General features: G+C 70.3%; 20 protein-coding genes. 12 read left to right on the forward strand and 8 right to left on the reverse strand.

Annotated features, from left to right (window positions below; translation table 11 throughout):
* Positions 1 to 58 precede the first annotated feature (58 nt).
* Both LWJ43_RS18370 and LWJ43_RS18375 read right to left on the reverse strand, forming a co-directional pair.
* On the reverse strand, positions 59 to 1,384 hold the full coding sequence (locus LWJ43_RS18370; protein ID WP_277333320.1) for an aldehyde dehydrogenase family protein: 1,326 nt from the start codon (positions 1,382 to 1,384) through the stop codon (positions 59 to 61).
* A complete protein-coding gene (locus LWJ43_RS18375; RefSeq protein ID WP_277333321.1) occupies positions 1,381 to 2,076 on the reverse strand; it encodes a type 1 glutamine amidotransferase domain-containing protein in 696 nt (231 codons plus the stop codon). Before LWJ43_RS18375 ends, LWJ43_RS18370 begins: the two co-directional genes overlap by 4 nt.
* A gap of 176 nt (positions 2,077 to 2,252) precedes the next feature.
* On the opposite strand from LWJ43_RS18375, the gene LWJ43_RS18380 reads away from it, so the two are divergent.
* The gene (locus tag LWJ43_RS18380; RefSeq protein ID WP_277333322.1) at positions 2,253 to 2,693 is read left to right on the forward strand and encodes a MarR family winged helix-turn-helix transcriptional regulator; all 441 of its coding nucleotides are present in this window, start codon (positions 2,253 to 2,255) and stop codon (positions 2,691 to 2,693) included.
* Between the two features lie 37 nt (positions 2,694 to 2,730).
* Here LWJ43_RS18380 and LWJ43_RS18385 read toward each other — a convergent pair whose 3' ends face one another.
* Entirely contained in the window at positions 2,731 to 3,138 is a 408-nt protein-coding gene (locus tag LWJ43_RS18385; RefSeq protein ID WP_277333323.1) for a PLD nuclease N-terminal domain-containing protein, read from the reverse strand.
* Positions 3,139 to 3,227: 89 nt separating this feature from the next.
* On the opposite strand from LWJ43_RS18385, the gene LWJ43_RS18390 reads away from it, so the two are divergent.
* Both LWJ43_RS18390 and mqnP read left to right on the forward strand, forming a co-directional pair.
* Positions 3,228 to 4,685, forward strand: a complete 1,458-nt coding sequence (locus LWJ43_RS18390) for a menaquinone biosynthesis decarboxylase (RefSeq protein WP_277333324.1) — start codon at positions 3,228 to 3,230, stop codon at positions 4,683 to 4,685.
* Positions 4,682 to 5,593 (forward strand): menaquinone biosynthesis prenyltransferase MqnP, encoded by a 912-nt coding sequence (gene mqnP, locus LWJ43_RS18395; RefSeq protein ID WP_277333325.1) that lies wholly within the window; start codon positions 4,682 to 4,684, stop codon positions 5,591 to 5,593. Before LWJ43_RS18390 ends, mqnP begins: the two co-directional genes overlap by 4 nt.
* On the opposite strand, the gene LWJ43_RS18400 is transcribed toward mqnP, so the two are convergent.
* Positions 5,583 to 6,188, reverse strand: coding sequence for a rhomboid family intramembrane serine protease (locus LWJ43_RS18400; RefSeq protein ID WP_277333326.1), 606 nt, complete (start codon positions 6,186 to 6,188; stop codon positions 5,583 to 5,585). The genes mqnP and LWJ43_RS18400 overlap by 11 nt on opposite strands.
* A 112-nt stretch (positions 6,189 to 6,300) precedes the next feature.
* Between LWJ43_RS18400 and LWJ43_RS18405 the strand changes: the two genes are divergently transcribed.
* A complete protein-coding gene (locus tag LWJ43_RS18405) occupies positions 6,301 to 6,966 on the forward strand; it encodes a UbiX family flavin prenyltransferase (protein ID WP_277335924.1) in 666 nt (221 codons plus the stop codon).
* Positions 6,967 to 6,976: 10 nt separating this feature from the next.
* Here LWJ43_RS18405 and LWJ43_RS18410 read toward each other — a convergent pair whose 3' ends face one another.
* On the reverse strand, positions 6,977 to 7,114 hold the full coding sequence (locus LWJ43_RS18410) for a hypothetical protein (RefSeq protein WP_277333327.1): 138 nt from the start codon (positions 7,112 to 7,114) through the stop codon (positions 6,977 to 6,979).
* A 132-nt stretch (positions 7,115 to 7,246) separates the two neighbouring features.
* Here LWJ43_RS18410 and LWJ43_RS18415 point away from each other — a divergent pair, with 132 nt between their 5' ends.
* From LWJ43_RS18415 to LWJ43_RS18435, 5 genes are all read left to right on the forward strand, one after another.
* Complete coding sequence (locus LWJ43_RS18415) at positions 7,247 to 7,702, forward strand: Lrp/AsnC family transcriptional regulator (RefSeq protein WP_277333328.1); 456 nt, start codon at positions 7,247 to 7,249, stop codon at positions 7,700 to 7,702.
* Positions 7,703 to 7,792: 90 nt separating this feature from the next.
* Entirely contained in the window at positions 7,793 to 8,956 is a 1,164-nt protein-coding gene (gene mqnE / locus LWJ43_RS18420; RefSeq protein WP_277333329.1) for an aminofutalosine synthase MqnE, read from the forward strand.
* Positions 8,957 to 9,109: 153 nt separating this feature from the next.
* Complete coding sequence (locus tag LWJ43_RS18425) at positions 9,110 to 9,637, forward strand: GNAT family N-acetyltransferase (protein WP_277333330.1); 528 nt, start codon at positions 9,110 to 9,112, stop codon at positions 9,635 to 9,637.
* A gap of 113 nt (positions 9,638 to 9,750) precedes the next feature.
* The gene (locus LWJ43_RS18430) at positions 9,751 to 10,047 is read left to right on the forward strand and encodes a DUF4229 domain-containing protein (RefSeq protein WP_277333331.1); all 297 of its coding nucleotides are present in this window, start codon (positions 9,751 to 9,753) and stop codon (positions 10,045 to 10,047) included.
* Positions 10,048 to 10,440: 393 nt separating this feature from the next.
* Positions 10,441 to 11,790 carry a dicarboxylate/amino acid:cation symporter gene (locus LWJ43_RS18435; protein ID WP_277333332.1) on the forward strand — a complete coding sequence of 450 codons (1,350 nt, stop codon included), beginning with the start codon at positions 10,441 to 10,443 and terminating at the stop codon, positions 11,788 to 11,790.
* A gap of 76 nt (positions 11,791 to 11,866) precedes the next feature.
* Here the strand turns inward: LWJ43_RS18435 and LWJ43_RS18440 are convergent, their stop codons facing one another.
* Together LWJ43_RS18440 and LWJ43_RS18445 are read right to left on the reverse strand one after the other, a co-directional pair.
* Positions 11,867 to 12,448: an HD domain-containing protein gene (locus LWJ43_RS18440; RefSeq protein ID WP_277333333.1), complete on the reverse strand. Its 582-nt coding sequence runs from the start codon at positions 12,446 to 12,448 to the stop codon at positions 11,867 to 11,869.
* A 12-nt stretch (positions 12,449 to 12,460) separates the two neighbouring features.
* On the reverse strand, positions 12,461 to 13,579 hold the full coding sequence (locus tag LWJ43_RS18445; RefSeq protein WP_277333334.1) for a helix-turn-helix domain-containing protein: 1,119 nt from the start codon (positions 13,577 to 13,579) through the stop codon (positions 12,461 to 12,463).
* 124 nt (positions 13,580 to 13,703) lie between these two features.
* Between LWJ43_RS18445 and LWJ43_RS18450 the strand changes: the two genes are divergently transcribed.
* The 3 genes from LWJ43_RS18450 to LWJ43_RS18460 all read left to right on the forward strand — a co-directional run bounded on the left by LWJ43_RS18450 (position 13,704) and on the right by LWJ43_RS18460 (position 15,327).
* Positions 13,704 to 13,874 (forward strand): hypothetical protein, encoded by a 171-nt coding sequence (locus tag LWJ43_RS18450; protein WP_277336072.1) that lies wholly within the window; start codon positions 13,704 to 13,706, stop codon positions 13,872 to 13,874.
* A gap of 176 nt (positions 13,875 to 14,050) precedes the next feature.
* Positions 14,051 to 14,176 (forward strand): hypothetical protein, encoded by a 126-nt coding sequence (locus tag LWJ43_RS18455; RefSeq protein ID WP_277333335.1) that lies wholly within the window; start codon positions 14,051 to 14,053, stop codon positions 14,174 to 14,176.
* Positions 14,173 to 15,327, forward strand: coding sequence for a methyltransferase domain-containing protein (locus tag LWJ43_RS18460; RefSeq protein WP_277333336.1), 1,155 nt, complete (start codon positions 14,173 to 14,175; stop codon positions 15,325 to 15,327). Before LWJ43_RS18455 ends, LWJ43_RS18460 begins: the two co-directional genes overlap by 4 nt.
* Here the strand turns inward: LWJ43_RS18460 and LWJ43_RS18465 are convergent.
* A complete protein-coding gene (locus tag LWJ43_RS18465; RefSeq protein ID WP_277333337.1) occupies positions 15,314 to 16,522 on the reverse strand; it encodes an alpha/beta hydrolase family protein in 1,209 nt (402 codons plus the stop codon). The genes LWJ43_RS18460 and LWJ43_RS18465 overlap by 14 nt on opposite strands.
* Positions 16,523 to 16,713 lie beyond the last annotated feature (191 nt).

The raw sequence follows: 16,713 nt of genomic DNA on the forward strand, positions 1-16,713 counted from the left end.
CCGCGTACGACGGGAGGGCGCGACCATCGCTGGTCGCGCCCTCCCGTCGTACGTGCTCTCAGCCGAGCGGGGTGTCCAGGACCGCCTTGCGGTGGCTGAACGTCTCCAGGGAGTACCGCCCGTGGTAGTTGCCCATGCCGCTCTCGCCGACCCCGCCGAAGGGCAGGTCCGAGACGGTCAGATGGGCGAGGGGCAGGCCCATGCCCACGCCGCCCGAGGAGGTCTCGGTCAGCAGCCGTTCCCGCACGGCCGGGTCCTGGGTGAACGCGTACAGGGCCAGCGGCTTGTCACGGTCGTTGATGAAGCCGATGGCCTCGTCGAGCCCGTCCACCGTGAGGATCGGCAGCACCGGTCCGAAGATCTCCTCGCCCATCACGGGGGAGTCCGGGGAGACATCGGCGAGCACCGTCGGGGCGATGTACTTCCCCTCCCGGTCGTGGGCCCCGCCCGTCACCGTGCGGCCGGAGTCCAGGAGCCCGACCAGCCGGTCGAAGTGGCGCTCGTTCACGATCCGGCCGTACTCCGGACTGGTGGACGCGTCCTCGCCGAACAGTCCCTCGACCGCCGCCGCGAGGGCGTCCGCCAGGGCCGGTGCGGTCTCCGGATCGGTCAGGACGTAGTCGGGGGCGACGCACGTCTGGCCGGCGTTGAGGAACTTCCCGGAGGCCAGCCGGGCGGCCACCGTCTTCAGGTCCGTGTCGCGGTCCACGAACACCGGCGACTTGCCGCCCAGTTCGAGGGTGACGGGCGTGAGGTGCTTCGCCGCGGCGGTCATGACGATCCGGCCGACCGTGCCGTTGCCGGTGTAGAAGATGTGGTCGAAGCGCTCGGCGAGCAGCGCGGTGGTCTCCGGGACCGCGCCCTCCACGACGGCGACGGCGTCCGTGTCCAGATACAGCGGCACCAGCCGGGCCACGGCGGCGGAGGTCGCGGCCGCCAGTTCACTGGGCTTGGCGACGACCGTGTTGCCCGCGGCCAGCGCGCCCACGACGGGAGCGAGCAGCAGCTGCACCGGGTAGTTCCACGGGGCGATGACGAGGACGACGCCGAGCGGGTCCTGCACGGTGTGGGCGGTGGCGCCGCCGAGGACCGCCGGTACGGGGGCGGGCTCGGGCTCCAGCCACCCCTCCAGACGCTCGAGGGTGTGGTCGATCTCCCGGATAGTGAAGTCGATCTCGGTCCGGTAGGCCTCCTTGCGGCTCTTGCCGAGGTCGGCCCGGAGCGCCTCGGCCAGTTCGTCCCCGCGCTCGGTGAGCAGCGCGCGCAGCCGCGTCAGCTGGGTGGTGCGCCAGGCCAGGTCCTTGGTGCGGCCGGTGCGGAAGGTGGCACGGAGCCGGGCGACGACGTCGGCCGGGGCTTCCCGCACGGTCTCCGCGGCGCTCACAGGGCCGCTACGATCTCGCGGGCCAGCTGCTCGGAGGAGGCAGGGTTCTGACCGGTGTGCAGGTTGCGGTCGTGCACGGTGTGCACCGCCCACGGCTCGGCCGCGGCGTAGTCGGCGCCGAGCTCGACGAGACGGTTCTCCAGCAGCCACGGCGCCTTGGCGGCGAGGCCGGCCTGGGTCTCCTCGGCGTTGCTGAAGCCGGTCATGCGGTAGCCGGCGAACGGCCAGCTGCCGTCCTCGCGGCGGGCGGGCAGCAGGGCGGCGGGCGCGTGGCACAGGACGGCGACGTGGGTGCCGGAGTCCAGGGCCGAGGTCAGCAGCCTGCCGGAGACCTCGCTGACGGCCAGGTCCTCCATGGGGCCGTGGCCGCCGGGGTAGAAGACGATGTCGTAGGACGTGGGCACGATGTCCTCGAGCCGGGCGGGGATGCGCAGCGTCTCGTCGATCGAGGCGAGGTACGAGGCCACGGCGTCGGCCTGCTCCTGGCCTCCGTTCGCCTCGGCGGCCAGGCTGGCGGCGTCGACCGTGGGGGCCACACCGCCGGGGGTGGCGACGGTGATGTCGAAGCCGGCCTGGGTGAAGACGCGGTGCGGGGCGGCGAGTTCCTCGGCCCAGAAACCGGTGGGATGGGCGGTGCCGTCGTTGAGGGTCCAGTGGTCGGCACCGGTGAGGACGAAGAGTACGGAGGGCATGGGGGGTGCTCCCTACGAGACGCTGTGCGGAAAACGCGCGGAACGCGAAGCTTGATATGCTCAAGCAATACCGTTCATGTAACGGGTTAAAGTTGAGCATGTCAAATGAATGCGGGTGCGTGGCGGACAGAGTCCGGGCCTCCGGACCACGCGTACCGACCGAAGGATGACCGACCATGACGACGGAACCCGCACCCCGCGCCGTCCCTACTCCGGACGAACTGCTGGAACCCCTCGCAGTCGTCGTCCGCGGCCATCACGACGACCTCACCGCCGTCGCCGGCCGTCACGGCCTCAGCACCTCCCAGGCCCGGGCGCTGATCGCCCTCAATGAGCCCATGCCCATGAGCGCGCTGGCCAGTCATCTGGTGTGCGACGCCTCCAACGCCACCGGTCTCATCGGCCGCATGGAGGCCCGAGGCCTGGTGACGCGTACCCCGGCGCCCGGCGACCGCCGCTCCAAGGTGGCCGCCCGCACGGCGGAGGGCACCGAGACGGCGCACCGGATCCGCGCCGAGATGCGCGTGGTGCACGGCGCCCTGGAGGCGCTCACCCCCGAGGAGCGCACGGCGCTGCTGCCCCTGCTGGAGCGCCTGGGGCGACTGCTGTCCTCATGAGGAACCCCTCATGCGGACGCCCCTCACGGGAGGGACGTCATGAGGCCGTCGGCGGGGTCGGGTCCTCGGGACCCGTGCCGCTCTCCCGGCGCTTGATCTCGTCCTCGCGCCGGCGCAGGTCCGCCTCCCAGTCCTTGAGGAGCGACTCGTCCTTCTTGTTCTCGTCCTTCAGCGACTTCAGGAAGTCCGGGTTGTCGTCGGGCGCCACCCAGGTGTTGCGGTGGTTGCGGTGCCACTCCGAAGGAGTGCGGCCGCCCTGGGGGGCGTGGCGCATCTTGCCCGCGGCGAGCCAGACGATCGGCCCGACGATCCAGAACAGCAGGATGATGAAGACCCAGGCGATCTTCGGCAGGTGCTTCGCCTCGTCCTCAGGTGTGTTCAGGCAGTCGATGAACGCGAAGATCGTCAGCGCCAGCGGCAGGATGTAGATCAGGGCCCTGAACATCGTGGAAGATCCCCCGAGGTGAGGTGACGGGGCGCATGGACCGCCCCCGGTGACGGGCCCAGGGTAGCCGGTGTCCGATACTTGACCGTATGGCTTACGACGATCTTCGCTCCCTGCTCCGTGCTCTGGAGCGCGAGGGCGATCTCAAGCGCATCAAGGCCGAGGTCGACCCGTATCTGGAGGTCGGCGAGATCGTCGACCGGGTGAACAAGGCGGGCGGTCCCGCGCTGCTCTTCGAGAACGTCAAGGGGGCGTCCATGCCCCTGGCCATGAACGTCTTCGGGACCGACCGGCGGCTGCTCAAGGCGCTCGGCCTGAAGTCCTACGCGGAGATCAGCGACAAGATCGGCGGCCTGCTCAAGCCGGAGCTGCCACAGGGGTTCGTCGGGATCCGGGAGGCGTTCGGGAAGCTCGGGGCGGTGACCCACCTGCCGCCGAAGAAGGTGAAGTCCGACAGCGCCCCCGTCCAGGAGGTCGTCCTGACCGGCGACGACGTGGACCTCGACCAGCTGCCCGCGCTCTTCACCTGGCCCGAGGACGGCGGATCCTTCTTCAACCTGGGCCTCACGCACACCAAGGACCCGGAGACGGGGATCCGCAACCTCGGGCTCTACCGGCTCCAGCGCCATGACCGGCGCACCATCGGGATGCACTGGCAGATCCACAAGGACAGCCGCAACCACTACCAGGTCGCCGCCAGGCGGGGCGAGAAGCTGCCCGTCGCCATCGCGTTCGGGGCCCCGCCCGCGGTCACCTACGCCTCCACGGCGCCGCTGCCGGGGGACATCGACGAGTACCTCTTCGCCGGCTTCGTCCAGGGCAAGCGGATCGAGATGGTCGACTGCAAGACCGTCCCGCTCCAGGTCCCGGCGCAGGCGGAGGTCGTCATCGAGGGCTGGCTGGAACCGGGCGAGATGCTGCCCGAGGGGCCGTTCGGCGACCACACCGGCTTCTACACGCCGCAGGAACCCTTCCCCGCGCTGAAGATCGACTGCGTGACGATGCGGAAGCGTCCGCTGCTCCAGTCGATCGTCGTGGGGCGGCCTCCCACCGAGGACGGCCCGCTGGGACGGGCGACCGAGCGGTTCTTCCTGCCCCTGCTCAAGATCATCGTCCCGGACATCGTGGACTACCACCTGCCGGAGGCGGGCGGCTTCCACAACTGCGCGATCGTCTCGATCGACAAGAAGTACCCGAAGCACGCCCAGAAGGTCATGAGCGCCATCTGGGGGGCGCACATGATGTCGCTGACCAAGCTGATCGTGGTCGTGGACTCCGACTGCGACGTCCACGATCTGCACGAGGTCGCCTGGCGGGCGCTCGGGAACACCGACTACGCACGGGACCTGACGGTCACCGAAGGGCCGGTCGACCATCTCGACCACGCCTCCTACCAGCAGTTCTGGGGTGGCAAGGCGGGCATCGACGCGACGCGCAAGCTGCCCGAGGAGGGGTACACGCGGGACGGGGGCTGGCCGGAGATGGTCGAGTCCGACCCGGAGACGGCGGCGAAGGTCGACCGCCGGTGGAAGGAGTACGGCCTGTGAGTGCATCGGCCTCGGCGGCGGCTGTCCCGCAGCCGCGCGGCAAGTCCCGCGCGTTCCTGCGGCTGGTGATGATCGAGCACTCGGTCTTCGCGCTGCCCTTCGCCTACATCGCCGCGCTGACCGCGATGTTCCAGCTGGACGGGAACATCCACTGGGGCACGCTGCTGCTGGTGACCATCGCGATGGTCGGGCTGCGTACGTTCGCGATGGCCGCCAACCGGATCATCGACCGGGAGATCGACGCCCGGAACCCGCGCACGGAGGGCCGGGAGCTCGTGACGGGCGCCGTCACGGTCAGGTCCGCGTGGACCGGCGCGATCGTGGCCCTCGCCTTCTTCCTCGGCGCCGCCGCCCTGCTGAACCCCCTCTGCCTGGTGCTGGCACCGGTGGCCGTCGTGCCGATGGTCGTCTACCCGTACGGCAAGCGGTTCACGAACTTCCCGCACGCGATCCTGGGCCTCGCCCAGGCCATCGGCCCGATCGGTGCCTGGCTTGCCGTGACCGGCAGCTGGTCGTGGGACGCGGTGATCCTGGGGCTCGCCGTCGGCATCTGGATCGGCGGCTTCGACCTGATCTTCGCCTGCCAGGACGTGCGGGCCGACCGCGCCCACGGAGTGCTCTCCTTCCCTGCCCGCTTCGGCATCCCCGCCGCGCTCTGGGGCGCGCGGGTCTGCCACGTGGTGACGACCGGGCTGCTGGTGTGGTTCGGGCTGGCGACGGACGCGGAGATCTTCTACTGGATCGGCATGGTGATCGTCGCCGTGGCCTTCGTGTACGAGCACCGGGTCGTGCGGCCGCACGACCTGTCCCGGCTGAACCGGGCGTTCTTCTCGGTCAACGGCTTCATCGGGATCGCGCTCTTCGCGTGCGCCCTGCTCGATCTGTTGGTGCGCGGCCTCACACCGTGACGTAGCCGCGCGGCTCCTGGGGGCGGCGGGGGCGGCGGAGGACGAACGCCGCCACCACCCCGCCTATGAGGCCGAAGAGATGGCCCTGCCAGCTGATGCCGGAGTCGGTCGGCAGCACGCCCCAGAGAAGCGAGCCGTAGACCGCGGCGATGACCACGCCGACGACGATGTCCAGCGGGCGCCGGTCCACGAAGCCGCGGACCAGCAGATAGCCGAAGAGCCCGAAGACCACGCCGGACGCGCCGAGCGTCACGGTGTTCGCGGGCGCGGTCAGCCAGACGCCGAGGCCGGACGTCACGATCACCACCAGGACGACGGCGGCGAACCTGCCCGCGCCGCCCAGTGCGGCGATGAAGCCCAGCACCAGCAGCGGGACGCTGTTGGACGCCACGTGTTCCCAGCCGCTGTGCAGGAACGCCGACGGCACGATGTCGGCCAGCTCCGCGGGCTCACGCGGACTGATGCCGTAGGTGTCGAGGGAGTGGTCCGTCGCCGTGTCGATGCCTTCCAGCAGCCACAGCAGCGCGATCCAGGCGAGCATGACGACGCCGGCCGTGACGGCCCGCGCGGTCGCGCTCGTGCGTGCGCCCGGCATGGTCACCCCCTGTCGATGTCTGTTCCCACACCGTTGCAACGTCCGGAGCCCCTGGCTCGGTTCCTGAGGCGGGGTGCCGGATAGGCTCGGTGGCGTGAGAGCCGGGACTTCGATGAGTGAACAGCAGCGCAGGCCTTGGATTGTCGGGGTGTCGGGCGCATCGGGTACACCCTTCGCGGCTTCGGTGCTGCGCGGACTGCTGGCCGCGGGGGAGAGCGTCGATCTCGTGGTCAGCCGCGCCTCGCGGCTGACGCTCCTGGACGAGACGGGGATCTCCTTCCGCGACGCCCACTGGCAGGAGGACCTGCGGAGCTGGCTGGCGCGGGGCGCCGACGGGAAGCCGGACACCTTCCGGCCGGACATCGGCGACGTACGCCACTGGGCGGCGGGGGACCTGGCGGCCGGGCCGTCCTCGGGGTCCTATCCGGCCAAGGGGATGCTGATCGTCCCGGCGTCCACGGCGTGTGTGGCCGGGGTGGCGCTCGGGCTCTCGAAGGACCTGCTGCAGCGTGCCGCGAGCGTGACGCTGAAGGAGCGGCGGAAGCTGGTCGTCGCCGTCCGTGAGACTCCGCTCAGCGGTTCGACGCTCAAGCAGATGGTGGCGCTGGACGAGGCGGGCGCGGTCGTGCTGCCCGCCTCTCCGGGGTTCTACGCGGGGGCGACGCACATCCAGGACCTGGTGGACTTCGTCGCCGGGCGGGTGCTGGACGCGGCGGATGTGCCGCACCAGTTGTACCGCCGGTGGGAGGGGGAGCTCGGTGGAGCCTCCCGGGGCTGAGCCGGTGGGGTCAGCGCTTCTTCCCGTTCGCACCCGGGGCGCGGGTGCGGTCGACCCGGTGGGCCGCGGCGGGCTGGTGGGCACGCGAGCGGTTGGCCAGGTCCTGCAGCTCGCGCATTCGGGCGTAGGCCATCTCGATCGAGTACACGGTGACTTCACTCCTGAAGATTCGAAAGCGTTTCTTGGATGATGGGAAAGATTTGCAGGGCTTGACCCTGCCACGCCTTGGATTCTACACGTAAACTCGCGGTACTGCTGAACAATGGAAGGTTTCAGTCATATGGACGCGGTGGACAGGCAGCTCATCCAGGCCCTCAGAGAGAACGGCAGGGCCTCGTACGCCGAGCTGGGACGGCTCGTAGGGCTCTCCGGGCCCAGCGTCACCGACCGCATCAACCGGCTGGAAACCGCCGGGGTCATCACCGGTTACCGCGCGACCGTCGACTCCGCGTCGCTGGGGCTGGGCGTCACCGCGCTGATCGGCATCTCGCTCTCCGACGCCGCCGACCACGAGGACGTGGCGCACCGGCTGAAGGACCTCGCGGAGATCGAGGACTGCTGGTTCATCGCGGGCGACGACTCGTTCATGCTCAAGGTCCGCGTCGGGGACGTGGACGGCCTGGAGAAGACGATCCGCCGGCTCAGCGGCACCAAGGGGGTCTCCCGGACCCGTACCACGGTCGTCCTCTCCACCAAGTGGGAGAACCGGGTCGGAGAGCTTCCCGAAGAGGTGTGACGCCGAGTGGGTGGGGGTCCGCGCGCCCGAACGGCGGGGGAGTACCGTGGGCTGCCGGAACGGCTGGACAGAGGATATGGAGGCGCCCTGGTGGACGCGGGACTCAAGCGCGAGCTGGAGCAGAAGGTCCGGGCCGGCGAGCGGCTGACCCGCGAGGACGGGATCGCGCTCTACGAGTCCGACGACCTGGCATGGCTCGGCGGGCTGGCCCACGAGGTGCGCACGAGGAAGAACGGCGACGTCGTCCACTTCAACGTCAACCGCCACCTCAACATGACGAACGTGTGCACCGCGTCCTGCGCGTACTGCTCGTTCCAGCGCAAGCCGGGCGAGAAGGACGCGTACACGATGCGCATCGAGGAGGCCGTCCGCCTCGCGAAGGCGATGCAGGGCGAGAACCTCACCGAGCTGCACATCGTCAACGGGCTGCACCCCACCCTGCCGTGGCGCTACTACCCGCGCTCGCTCAGCGCGCTCAAGGAAGCCCTGCCGGAGGTCGCGCTCAAGGCCTTCACGGCGACGGAGATCCACCACTTCGAGACGATCTCGGGGCTCTCGGCCTCCGAGATCCTCGACGAGCTGATCGAGGCCGGTCTGGAGTCGCTGACCGGCGGCGGCGCGGAGATCTTCGACTGGGAGGTCCGCCAGCACATCGTCGACCACAACACCCACTGGGAGGACTGGTCGCGCATCCACCGCCTCGCGCACGAGAAGGGTCTCAAGACCCCGGCGACGATGCTGTACGGGCACATCGAGGAGCCCCGTCACCGCGTCGACCACGTGCTGCGGCTGCGGGAGATGCAGGACGAGACCGGTGGTTTCCAGGTCTTCATCCCGCTGCGCTACCAGCACGACTTCGTCGACATGAAGGACGGCAAGGTCCGCAACACCCTGCAGGCCCGGACGTCCATGGCGACCGGCGCCGAGGCGCTCAAGACCTTCGCGGTCTCGCGGCTGCTCTTCGACAACGTCCCGCACGTCAAGGTCTTCTGGGTGATGCACGGCGTGCAGACCGCGCAGCTCGCGCTCCAGCACGGCGCCGACGACATGGACGGTTCGGTCGTCGAGTACAAGATCACGCATGACGCCGACGACTACGGCACCCCGAACAAGCTCGGCCGCGAGGACCTGCTGGACCTCATCCGGGACGCGGGCTTCCGGCCCGTGGAGCGCAACACCCGGTACGAGATCCTGCGTGAGTACCCGGGGCCGGACGCCGAGCGGCGCGAGACGCCGCAGCCGATGCGCGTCTGAGGTCCCACCCCCCGCCCGACGCCCCGCGCCCGTCGCGGGCGCCCGGACGTCCGCCGTACGAAAGCCCCGGCCCACCGTCTCCCCCCGGCCGGGGCTTTCTCGCGTGGTGGACACGGTTTGAACGGCGCGACGCGTAATGGTTAACGTGCTTGGATGGCGCTTACATTTGAAGTGGATCCCGCGTTCGACCGGACCCTGCGGGACGGCATCACCGCGCTCTGGGCCGACGTCACCAACGCCGGCGGAGCCGTGGGCTTCGTGGCCCCCGTCACCGCCGACGACGTCAGGCCGGAACTGGTCAAGCACCTCGCGGCGATGGCCGAGGGCCGCACCCACCTGGTGGTCGGACGGGACGAGGACGGCACGGTCGCCGCCACCGCCTTCCTCACCCATAACACCCACCGGCTCATGCGGCACTGGATCGGCGTCTACACGGTGATGGTCCACCCGCGCCACCAGGGCAAGGGCTTCGGGCGTGAGCTGATGGCGGCCGTCGCCGACGCGGCCCGCGGACTCGACGGCATCGGCGCCGTCCGCCTCACCTGCCGCGGCGGCACCGGCGCCGACCGCTTCTACGCCTCCTGCGGATACAAGGAGGTGGGCCGGGTCCCGGACGCCATCCGGGTCGCCGAGGACGACTACCGCGACGACGTCATCATGCTGCTGCCGCTCTTCCGGTAGCGGCGCCCGGGCAACCCCTGCGAACTGATCGAATTCGGGGCATGCTTCACTGGTCGGGCAGGACCCCTGACTGCGCGACCGCAGGAACGTCGGACGTAGAGAGAAGGCCAGCCGTGCCCGCTGCCAAGCCGAGCGCAACGATCCGGTACACCGCCATGCGGCTGCTGATTTTCGTCGGCTGCTTCTTCGTCGCGGGTGTCGCGGTCCACTTCGGTGTGCTGCCCTCGGGTGTCGGCGGCTCGAACGTCGTCTGGGTCCTCCTCCTCGGCCTCCTGCTCTCCGCACCCCTCAGCTTCATCCTGCTCCGCAAGCAGCGCGACGAGATGTCCGAGCAGATCGTCTCCTCGGTGGACCGGACCAAGGCCAGGCTCGAGGCGAACCGCGCCCGCGAGGACAGCGTCACGCGGTAGGCGCCGCGTAAGGTTCCTCACACCCGGAACGCGCACGGACGAAGCCCCGGACCGGAGCAGCAGCTCCCGTACCGGGGCTTCGGCATGTCCGGAGCCGCCCACGGTCAAAGTTGATCAAGAAGTGGACCTTTGAGGTTCTCAAAGTTGCGGTGTTAACGTATTCGACATGATTACCGCAGTGCGCCCCCGTCACGCCTTGGGCGTCCCGCTCGTGGTGCGCCTGCACGTCGATCTCTGCCGCTGTATGTCCGCGGTCTGTTGCCGCAACGTCTGAACCGGCATCATGCAGCGGCGCCGCCCCTGACGCGGGCGCCGCACCCCCGTCCCCTGTTCGACCGCACGACCGTACGTCTGTGCTCGTACGTCCCGATGCGTCACATCTGGAGTGTGTCCGTGTCCGCGAATTCCGCGTCCCCCGCCGAAACCGGCAAGCCGTCAGGCTCAGGTTTCCGTCTGCCCAGCATCCCGTTCTGGATACAGATCGTCGCCGGTCTGGTCCTCGGTGTGCTGCTCGGCTGGATCACCCGCAGCTACGAGATCGGCTGGCTCTACACCACGCTCGACCAGGTCGGCCACATCTTCGTCCAGCTGCTGAAGCTGGCCGTCGCGCCCCTCGTCTTCTTCGCGATCCTGGTGTCGATCACCAACCTGCGCAAGGTCAACAACGCCGCCAGGCTCGCCACCCGCACGCTGCTCTGGTTCATGATCACCTCGCTGATCGCCGTCGCCATCGGCCTCGCGATCGGTCTGGTCACCAACCCGGGCGCCGGCACCGGCCTCACCCCGAAGGACGGCGCCAAGCCCGAGAACGCGGGCTCCTGGCTCGACTTCCTCACCGGCATCATCCCCACGGACGTCATCACGCCCTTCACCGAGCTGAACGTCCTGCAGATCGTCTTCATGGCCGCCGTCGCCGGTATCGCCGCGCTCAAGCTCGGCGAGAAGGCCAAGCCGATCCTCGCCCTCAGCGAGTCGGTCCTCGAGCTCCTCCAGAAGGCCCTGTGGTGGGTCATCCGCCTCGCCCCCATCGGCACCGTCGGCCTCATCGGCTACGCGATCGCCGACTACGGCTGGGACCTGATCGGCAAGTACGCGACGTTCACCGCCGACGTCTACATCGGCTGCGCCCTGGTGATGTTCGGCGTCTACCCGCTGCTGCTCGCGACGGTCGCCAAGGTCAGCCCGCTCCAGTTCTTCAAGGGCGCCTGGCCCGCGATCCAGCTGGCCTTCGTCTCCCGCTCGTCCGTCGGCACGATGCCCGTCACCCAGAAGGTCACCGAGCGCCTCGGCGTCCCGAAGGAGTACGCCTCCTTCGCCGTCCCGTTCGGCGCCACGACCAAGATGGACGGCTGCGCCGCGATCTACCCGGCGCTGGCGGCGATCTTCATCGCGCAGATCTTCGACGTCCAGCTGGGCATCGGTGACTACATCCTGATCGCGTTCGTCTCGGTCATCGGCTCGGCGGCCACCGCCGGCCTCACCGGCGCCACGGTCATGCTGACCCTGACCCTGTCGACCCTGGGCCTCCCGCTGGAGGGCGTGGGCCTGCTCCTCGCCATCGACCCGATCCTGGACATGATGCGGACCGCGACGAACGTGGCGGGACAGGCTCTGGTCCCGGTCATCGTGGCGGCCCGGGAGAAGATCCTCGACCACGACGCGTACAACTCGGCGTCGTCCTCCCCGGTCGACGAGCCCGAGGCGCGTGACGCGGAGCTGAAGGGCGTCCCCGTCGCGGCCTGACGGCACCCGCGCCCCGCGCGAAGAACCGCCCTGCCCCCGGCTCCGGCCGGGGGCAGGGCGGTTTCATGCGTCCGGGTCAGGTGCTGGTCTCTCCGAGGGCGGTACGAAGCCAGTCGAGCGTGCCCTGCTGGAGGAGTTCGTCCGCCAGCCGCTTTCCGGTTTCCGTGACGAGGCGGGCCTTGCTGTTGTCGATCCAACGCTGAGCGTTCTCGTGGCCCTGCGCCTTGTACTCGATGCCCTGGAGCATGCACTCCAGCTTGTCGGCGTCCCGCGCGCACACCGCCTCCGGTGACTCCTTGGCCTCGTACTCGGCGACCAGACGACGGATGGCGGAGGCCAGGACCTCGGGCATGCCCGCCGTCTGATCGGCGGTGACCTCCTGCGGGTCGCCTGCGGGTGCGTACTTCTTCCCCAGGTGATTGACGTCCCCGGTGCGAGTCTCCTGGGTGTCGTGCCACACCGCGAGGAATGCGGCCCGCGCAGGGTCGGCGCCCTCCAGTTCGGCGATGATCGACGCGATCAACGAGGTGCGCCACGAGTGCTCGGCCACGCTCTCCGGGTCGCTGACCCCGGCCATCCACCATCCTGTTCGGCGGGTGTGCTTGAGCGTGCCGACCTCGTACAAGAAGCGTCCCACTGCGGACAGGTCGTCAGCCACGCCCGTCTCCTCTCACGCCTCTGCGAGGCGGATCGCGTACCGGATGCCTTCCAGTTCTCGGCGCGCGCGCGTCGACAACTCCCGGCCATCCAACATCACAGGGAGCGCCTGGCGTAGGTCGCGACCGGCCGGGATGCCCGGGCGCAACAGGTTCGGGCGGGCTGCGACGAGGGTCCAGAGGGTGTGGACGTTGAGGTCGAAGAATCCGTGCTGCGGGATCAGGCCACGCGTGAGGTGGCGCATGAGCCTGTCGCCCTGCCACGGGCCGGTGTCCGGACCGGCGATGAAGTCGTCGGACAGCTGGATGTGCGGTGCCTCGCCGATCCAGTAGGCCCAGTAGTTCAGGTTGGCCGCTTCACCCGCGTCGTCGTCGGCGAGGCTTGTGCTGATGAAGTGCCCCATCCGATCCTGGTCCCCCTGCCTGGCGGCGACGGCAGCGACGGAGCGGGAGTTGAGCCAACCTGCGAGCCAGCCGTCCGGACGCGCGGTCTGCTGCTGGTGGGCCAGCCAGTCGGAGGTGTCGGGCGCGTCGTCGTACCCGGCCAGGTAGAGGGTCTGACGGCGCAGGAGGAAGCGCTCCCTGCCGCGAGCCTGTTCTGCGGACCGGCGCATGCGGGAGAAGAAGCGTCGCCGGTCGTCGGCAAGGAGCTCCGGTCCGCGCGGCACCGGGCCCCGGCGTGGTCGCGGCGGTTCGGGCAAGGTCCGCAACGGCGTCGGGGTGACACCGTTGAGCGGCCAGGACAGGAACTCGACCAAGGCACGCTGCATGACCCATGTGCCGAGGGGGCTGTGCTCGGCGGGGACATCCTCGTCCAAGGTGCCGGCCAGGAGTACGTCCGCTTCCATGGCCCGCTCCAGGGACAGAAGCAGGGAGGGTGCGCTGCCCAGATGCAGGAGCTGGTGGCGGTACACGAGCATCTGCCCCACAGGCACGGCGGTCAGGGGCCGACGACCCGACTCCCAGCCCGCAATCGTGTCGGGCGAGATCCGGAACCGCTCGGCGAGGGTGTCCTGGGTGTGACCCAACTGCTCGCGGATCAGACGGAATACGTACCCGGACACCGATCCGCCGCGGTTTCTGCGCACCGTTCCCTGACCGCTGGTCAGGGTGGTGTGCGAGCCGGTTCCCATCGCGTCCCCCTTGCCCCTTCTCCGCAGTCGGCACCCGTACCCACAGTCAGTTCAAGCGGAGGCTTCCGCGGCCTACCGTCGTGGATGCAGTGACGACCGGCAACTCAGAGTAAGGGTAGGTGTCGTGGTGACGATGACGATCAAGGTGTACGAGGTGCACCGTGACGGCAGGATCCAGGTGGTTCACGAGGAGGGCGTGGTCGTGCCTCTGGCGCAGCCCGCGCTCTCCTCCGTCCTGCCGGACTGCGCTTGTCCGCGCTGCGAGCACACGTCACCGGAAGCGCAGCTGCCGTGAGGTCGACGCCACCACAGTGGATGTCCCGGGCCCGGGAGCTCCGGCGCCCCGATGCACCGACGAAGGACCGCCCCATCGAAGTGCGCCGCTGCGCCTCTCCCTGCCACACCCCATGAATCCGGCCGGGCGGCCGTTCCGCAACCGGCCGGGCTCACCCCCAGCGAAGGAGAGACACGATGACCACCACACAGCAGGCCGACGACGGCAAGCACGGCGGCGCACCCTCCGACAAGCCCTGGACGCCGCCGCCCACCCCTCCGTCCCCGGACGGCAGCGGCCCCACCTACACCCCGCGCCCATGAACGCGGCGCACACCGTCCGCACCTACCCGGACCTGGTGCAGGATCTCGCCGATCGCGGGCTGCTCAGTGCCCGCTGGCGGCGGGTCTTCGACGCCGTGCCGCGCAGCCTGTTCATCCCGGCGGACGTCTGGCGGCAGCTCCCCGACCGGTGTGAGCCGGTCGTCGGGACGGACCACTGGCTGGACCTGGTCAACAGCGACGAGCCGGTCGTGACCCAGCTCGACGACGGGGCCGAGGGCGGGCCGGGTGTCGCGACCTCGTCGAACAGCCAGCCGTCGATGGTGGCCCGGATGCTCGGGCTGCTCCAGGTCGAGGACGGGCACCGTGTGCTGGAGATCGGTACCGGCACCGGGTACGTGGCCGCGCTGCTCTCCGAGCGGCTCGGTGACGAGCGGGTCCACAGCATCGAGCTGGACCCCGTCGTCGCGCGGCAGGCGGCGGAGTTCCTGACGGGCGCGGGGTACCGGCCCCAGCTGCGTGTCGGGGACGGCGAGCAGCCGTGGCCCGGTACGGGGCCGGTGGACCGGCTGATCGCGACCTGCGCTCTCCGGTACGTCCCGCACGCCCTCGTCCGGCAGGTCAGGACGGGTGGGATCGTCGTCGCCCCGCTCGCGCGGGACTTCTGGTCCGGTGCCTTGGTCCGGCTCGATGTCCAGGAGGACGGCACCGCGTTCGGGCCCTTCTGCGGTGGTGCGTCGTACATGCCCATGCGGGCCCATCGTGCGGGCCCGCATCAGGTCGACGGAGCGGGGGGCCGGGCTCGCGCCGCGGGCGTGGACCCGGCCCGGCTCCTCACGCTCGGGTTCGCGCTGTACGCCGGGGCCCGGCTTCCCGGCGTACGCCTCACCCACCAGCAGACCGCCGACGGCGCCCAGGTGTGGGTGACCCGCGCGGACGGGGCCGCTGCTACGGCCGAGACCGGAGGGGACGTCCGGCAGTACGGCCCCGGGCTCCTCTGGGAGGACGTCGAGCAGACCTGGCTGGAGTACGAGGCCCTCGGGCGGCCCGGCCACGAACAGTTCGGGCTGACCGTGACCGACCGGGGGCAGCGCGTCTGGCTCCGTGATCCGCACGCGGTGATCGAGCCCGTCCGGCCCGGGAACGGACAGGCCGGGAACGGACGGGCCCCGCAGCGTGTCAGGGGTTGTTGAAGACCACCTCGGGGTTGCCCGGCGTCGGGCCGTCCAGAAGCCGCTGATGCCGGCCCTTCAGGTGCCGGTCGAGGAAGGCGGCGACGTAGGCCCGGGTGATCCCCGTCGAGCGGGCGCCGGAGAGGGGGGCCGTGGGGTCCACCGGGAGGCCCGCCTGCTCGGCCAGATACGGGGTGTCGGTGAAGGTGAAGTGCCCTGAGCCCTTGACGGTCAGCCAGCGCTTCCAGCCGTCCAGTCGCTTCCAGCCGTCGTTCCAGGAGGTGTCCAAGGTGCCGGGGCTGTGGCGGGCGTCGGTGCCGAGCATCATGAACGGGCGGCCGTCCAGGCCGGTGGCCGGGATCTCCTCGAAGAAGGTGCCGTCCATGTTGATCCCGGCGTCCACGCGGGAGTCGGCGAGCATCGTGGAGGCGGCCGCGCTGCCGCCGATGGAATGGCCGGCTGCCGCGACCCGGCGTGGGTCGATCATGCGGGCGTGGTCCCAGGCGGGACGGTTGCCGGTCAGCCGGTCGAGTACGAAGGCGAGGTCGGCCGCCCGTCCGGTGGAAACCCTCTTCCGCAGAGCCCGTGCCGCTGCCTCGTCCGGTGTGGCGTTGTCCGCGTCGCAGGCGGCGCAGGTCAGTACCCGCCCGCCCGGGAAGGAGGTCCCGGTGGATTCGTACGCGTGGTCCACGCTCGCCACCACATAGCCCCGGCTCGCCAGGTCCTCGGCGAGGGAGGTCAGGGTGGCGCGCGGCGTACCGAAGCCGGGGGAGAGCAGTACCAGGGGGAACCGGCCCGGGGCGGGGCGGGCGTCCAGGCGGGCATGGGTGGTGGCGGAGCTGACGGCGGTGGCGGGCACGACGTCCTCCAGCCCGCGTTGCACCAGCATCAGCCGCGCTTCCTCCGTGCTCATGTACGGGGCGGGGGCGCCCGCGCCGCCGGGGCGGGCGGGGTGGTGGAGCGACACCATCAGCTCCCGGGCCCCCGCCGCGGGGACCCAGGGGTCGGTGCGGCTGTGGTCGACGAGGTGCAGTACCTCGGCGCCGACGGAGTACGGGCCGGTGGGGCGGGGCAGTCCGAGTGCGGCGACGGTCGCGGTCGGAGCGGATGCCCTCGCGGGGCCCGATAACGCGTGGGCGGTGCCGGCCGGGGCCAGGAGGACCAAGGCGGTGAGGGAGGCAGCGGCCACAGTGGCTACGCGTGGTCTGATCGTCATGCTCGGGACACTAGACGGCGGACTCGGGCGAACGCGTCGGCCTGAGGTGTGATCCGGTGAGGGGCCAGGGATGTAGGAAGCGCCGCTCGATGGTCCTTCTGGACGACTCCCGGCCGGGGCGGGCCTCGCCGTCTCCCTTCCGTACGGCGGGCCGTAGGGCCGCGCCGTACTCTTACCCGGGAGCAGCGCAG

The organism is Streptomyces sp. JH34 (assembly GCF_029428875.1).
Taxonomy (GTDB): domain Bacteria; phylum Actinomycetota; class Actinomycetes; order Streptomycetales; family Streptomycetaceae; genus Streptomyces.

Excerpts from the sequence above, each read along its gene's own strand:
- LWJ43_RS18390 (WP_277333324.1), top strand. The coding sequence starts at position 3,228 with ATGGCTTACGACGATCTTCGCTCCCTGCTCCGTGCTCTGGAGCGCGAG.
- LWJ43_RS18375 (WP_277333321.1), bottom strand. The coding sequence starts at position 2,076 with ATGCCCTCCGTACTCTTCGTCCTCACCGGTGCCGACCACTGGACCCTC.
- LWJ43_RS18380 (WP_277333322.1), top strand. The coding sequence starts at position 2,253 with ATGACGACGGAACCCGCACCCCGCGCCGTCCCTACTCCGGACGAACTG.
- LWJ43_RS18460 (WP_277333336.1), top strand. The coding sequence starts at position 14,173 with ATGAACGCGGCGCACACCGTCCGCACCTACCCGGACCTGGTGCAGGAT.
- LWJ43_RS18405 (WP_277335924.1), top strand. The coding sequence starts at position 6,301 with ATGAGTGAACAGCAGCGCAGGCCTTGGATTGTCGGGGTGTCGGGCGCA.
- LWJ43_RS18400 (WP_277333326.1), bottom strand. The coding sequence starts at position 6,188 with ATGCCGGGCGCACGCACGAGCGCGACCGCGCGGGCCGTCACGGCCGGC.
- LWJ43_RS18465 (WP_277333337.1), bottom strand. The coding sequence starts at position 16,522 with ATGACGATCAGACCACGCGTAGCCACTGTGGCCGCTGCCTCCCTCACC.
- LWJ43_RS18385 (WP_277333323.1), bottom strand. The coding sequence starts at position 3,138 with ATGTTCAGGGCCCTGATCTACATCCTGCCGCTGGCGCTGACGATCTTC.
- LWJ43_RS18455 (WP_277333335.1), top strand. The coding sequence starts at position 14,051 with ATGACCACCACACAGCAGGCCGACGACGGCAAGCACGGCGGCGCACCC.
- LWJ43_RS18425 (WP_277333330.1), top strand. The coding sequence starts at position 9,110 with ATGGCGCTTACATTTGAAGTGGATCCCGCGTTCGACCGGACCCTGCGG.
- LWJ43_RS18415 (WP_277333328.1), top strand. The coding sequence starts at position 7,247 with ATGGACGCGGTGGACAGGCAGCTCATCCAGGCCCTCAGAGAGAACGGC.
- LWJ43_RS18445 (WP_277333334.1), bottom strand. The coding sequence starts at position 13,579 with ATGGGAACCGGCTCGCACACCACCCTGACCAGCGGTCAGGGAACGGTG.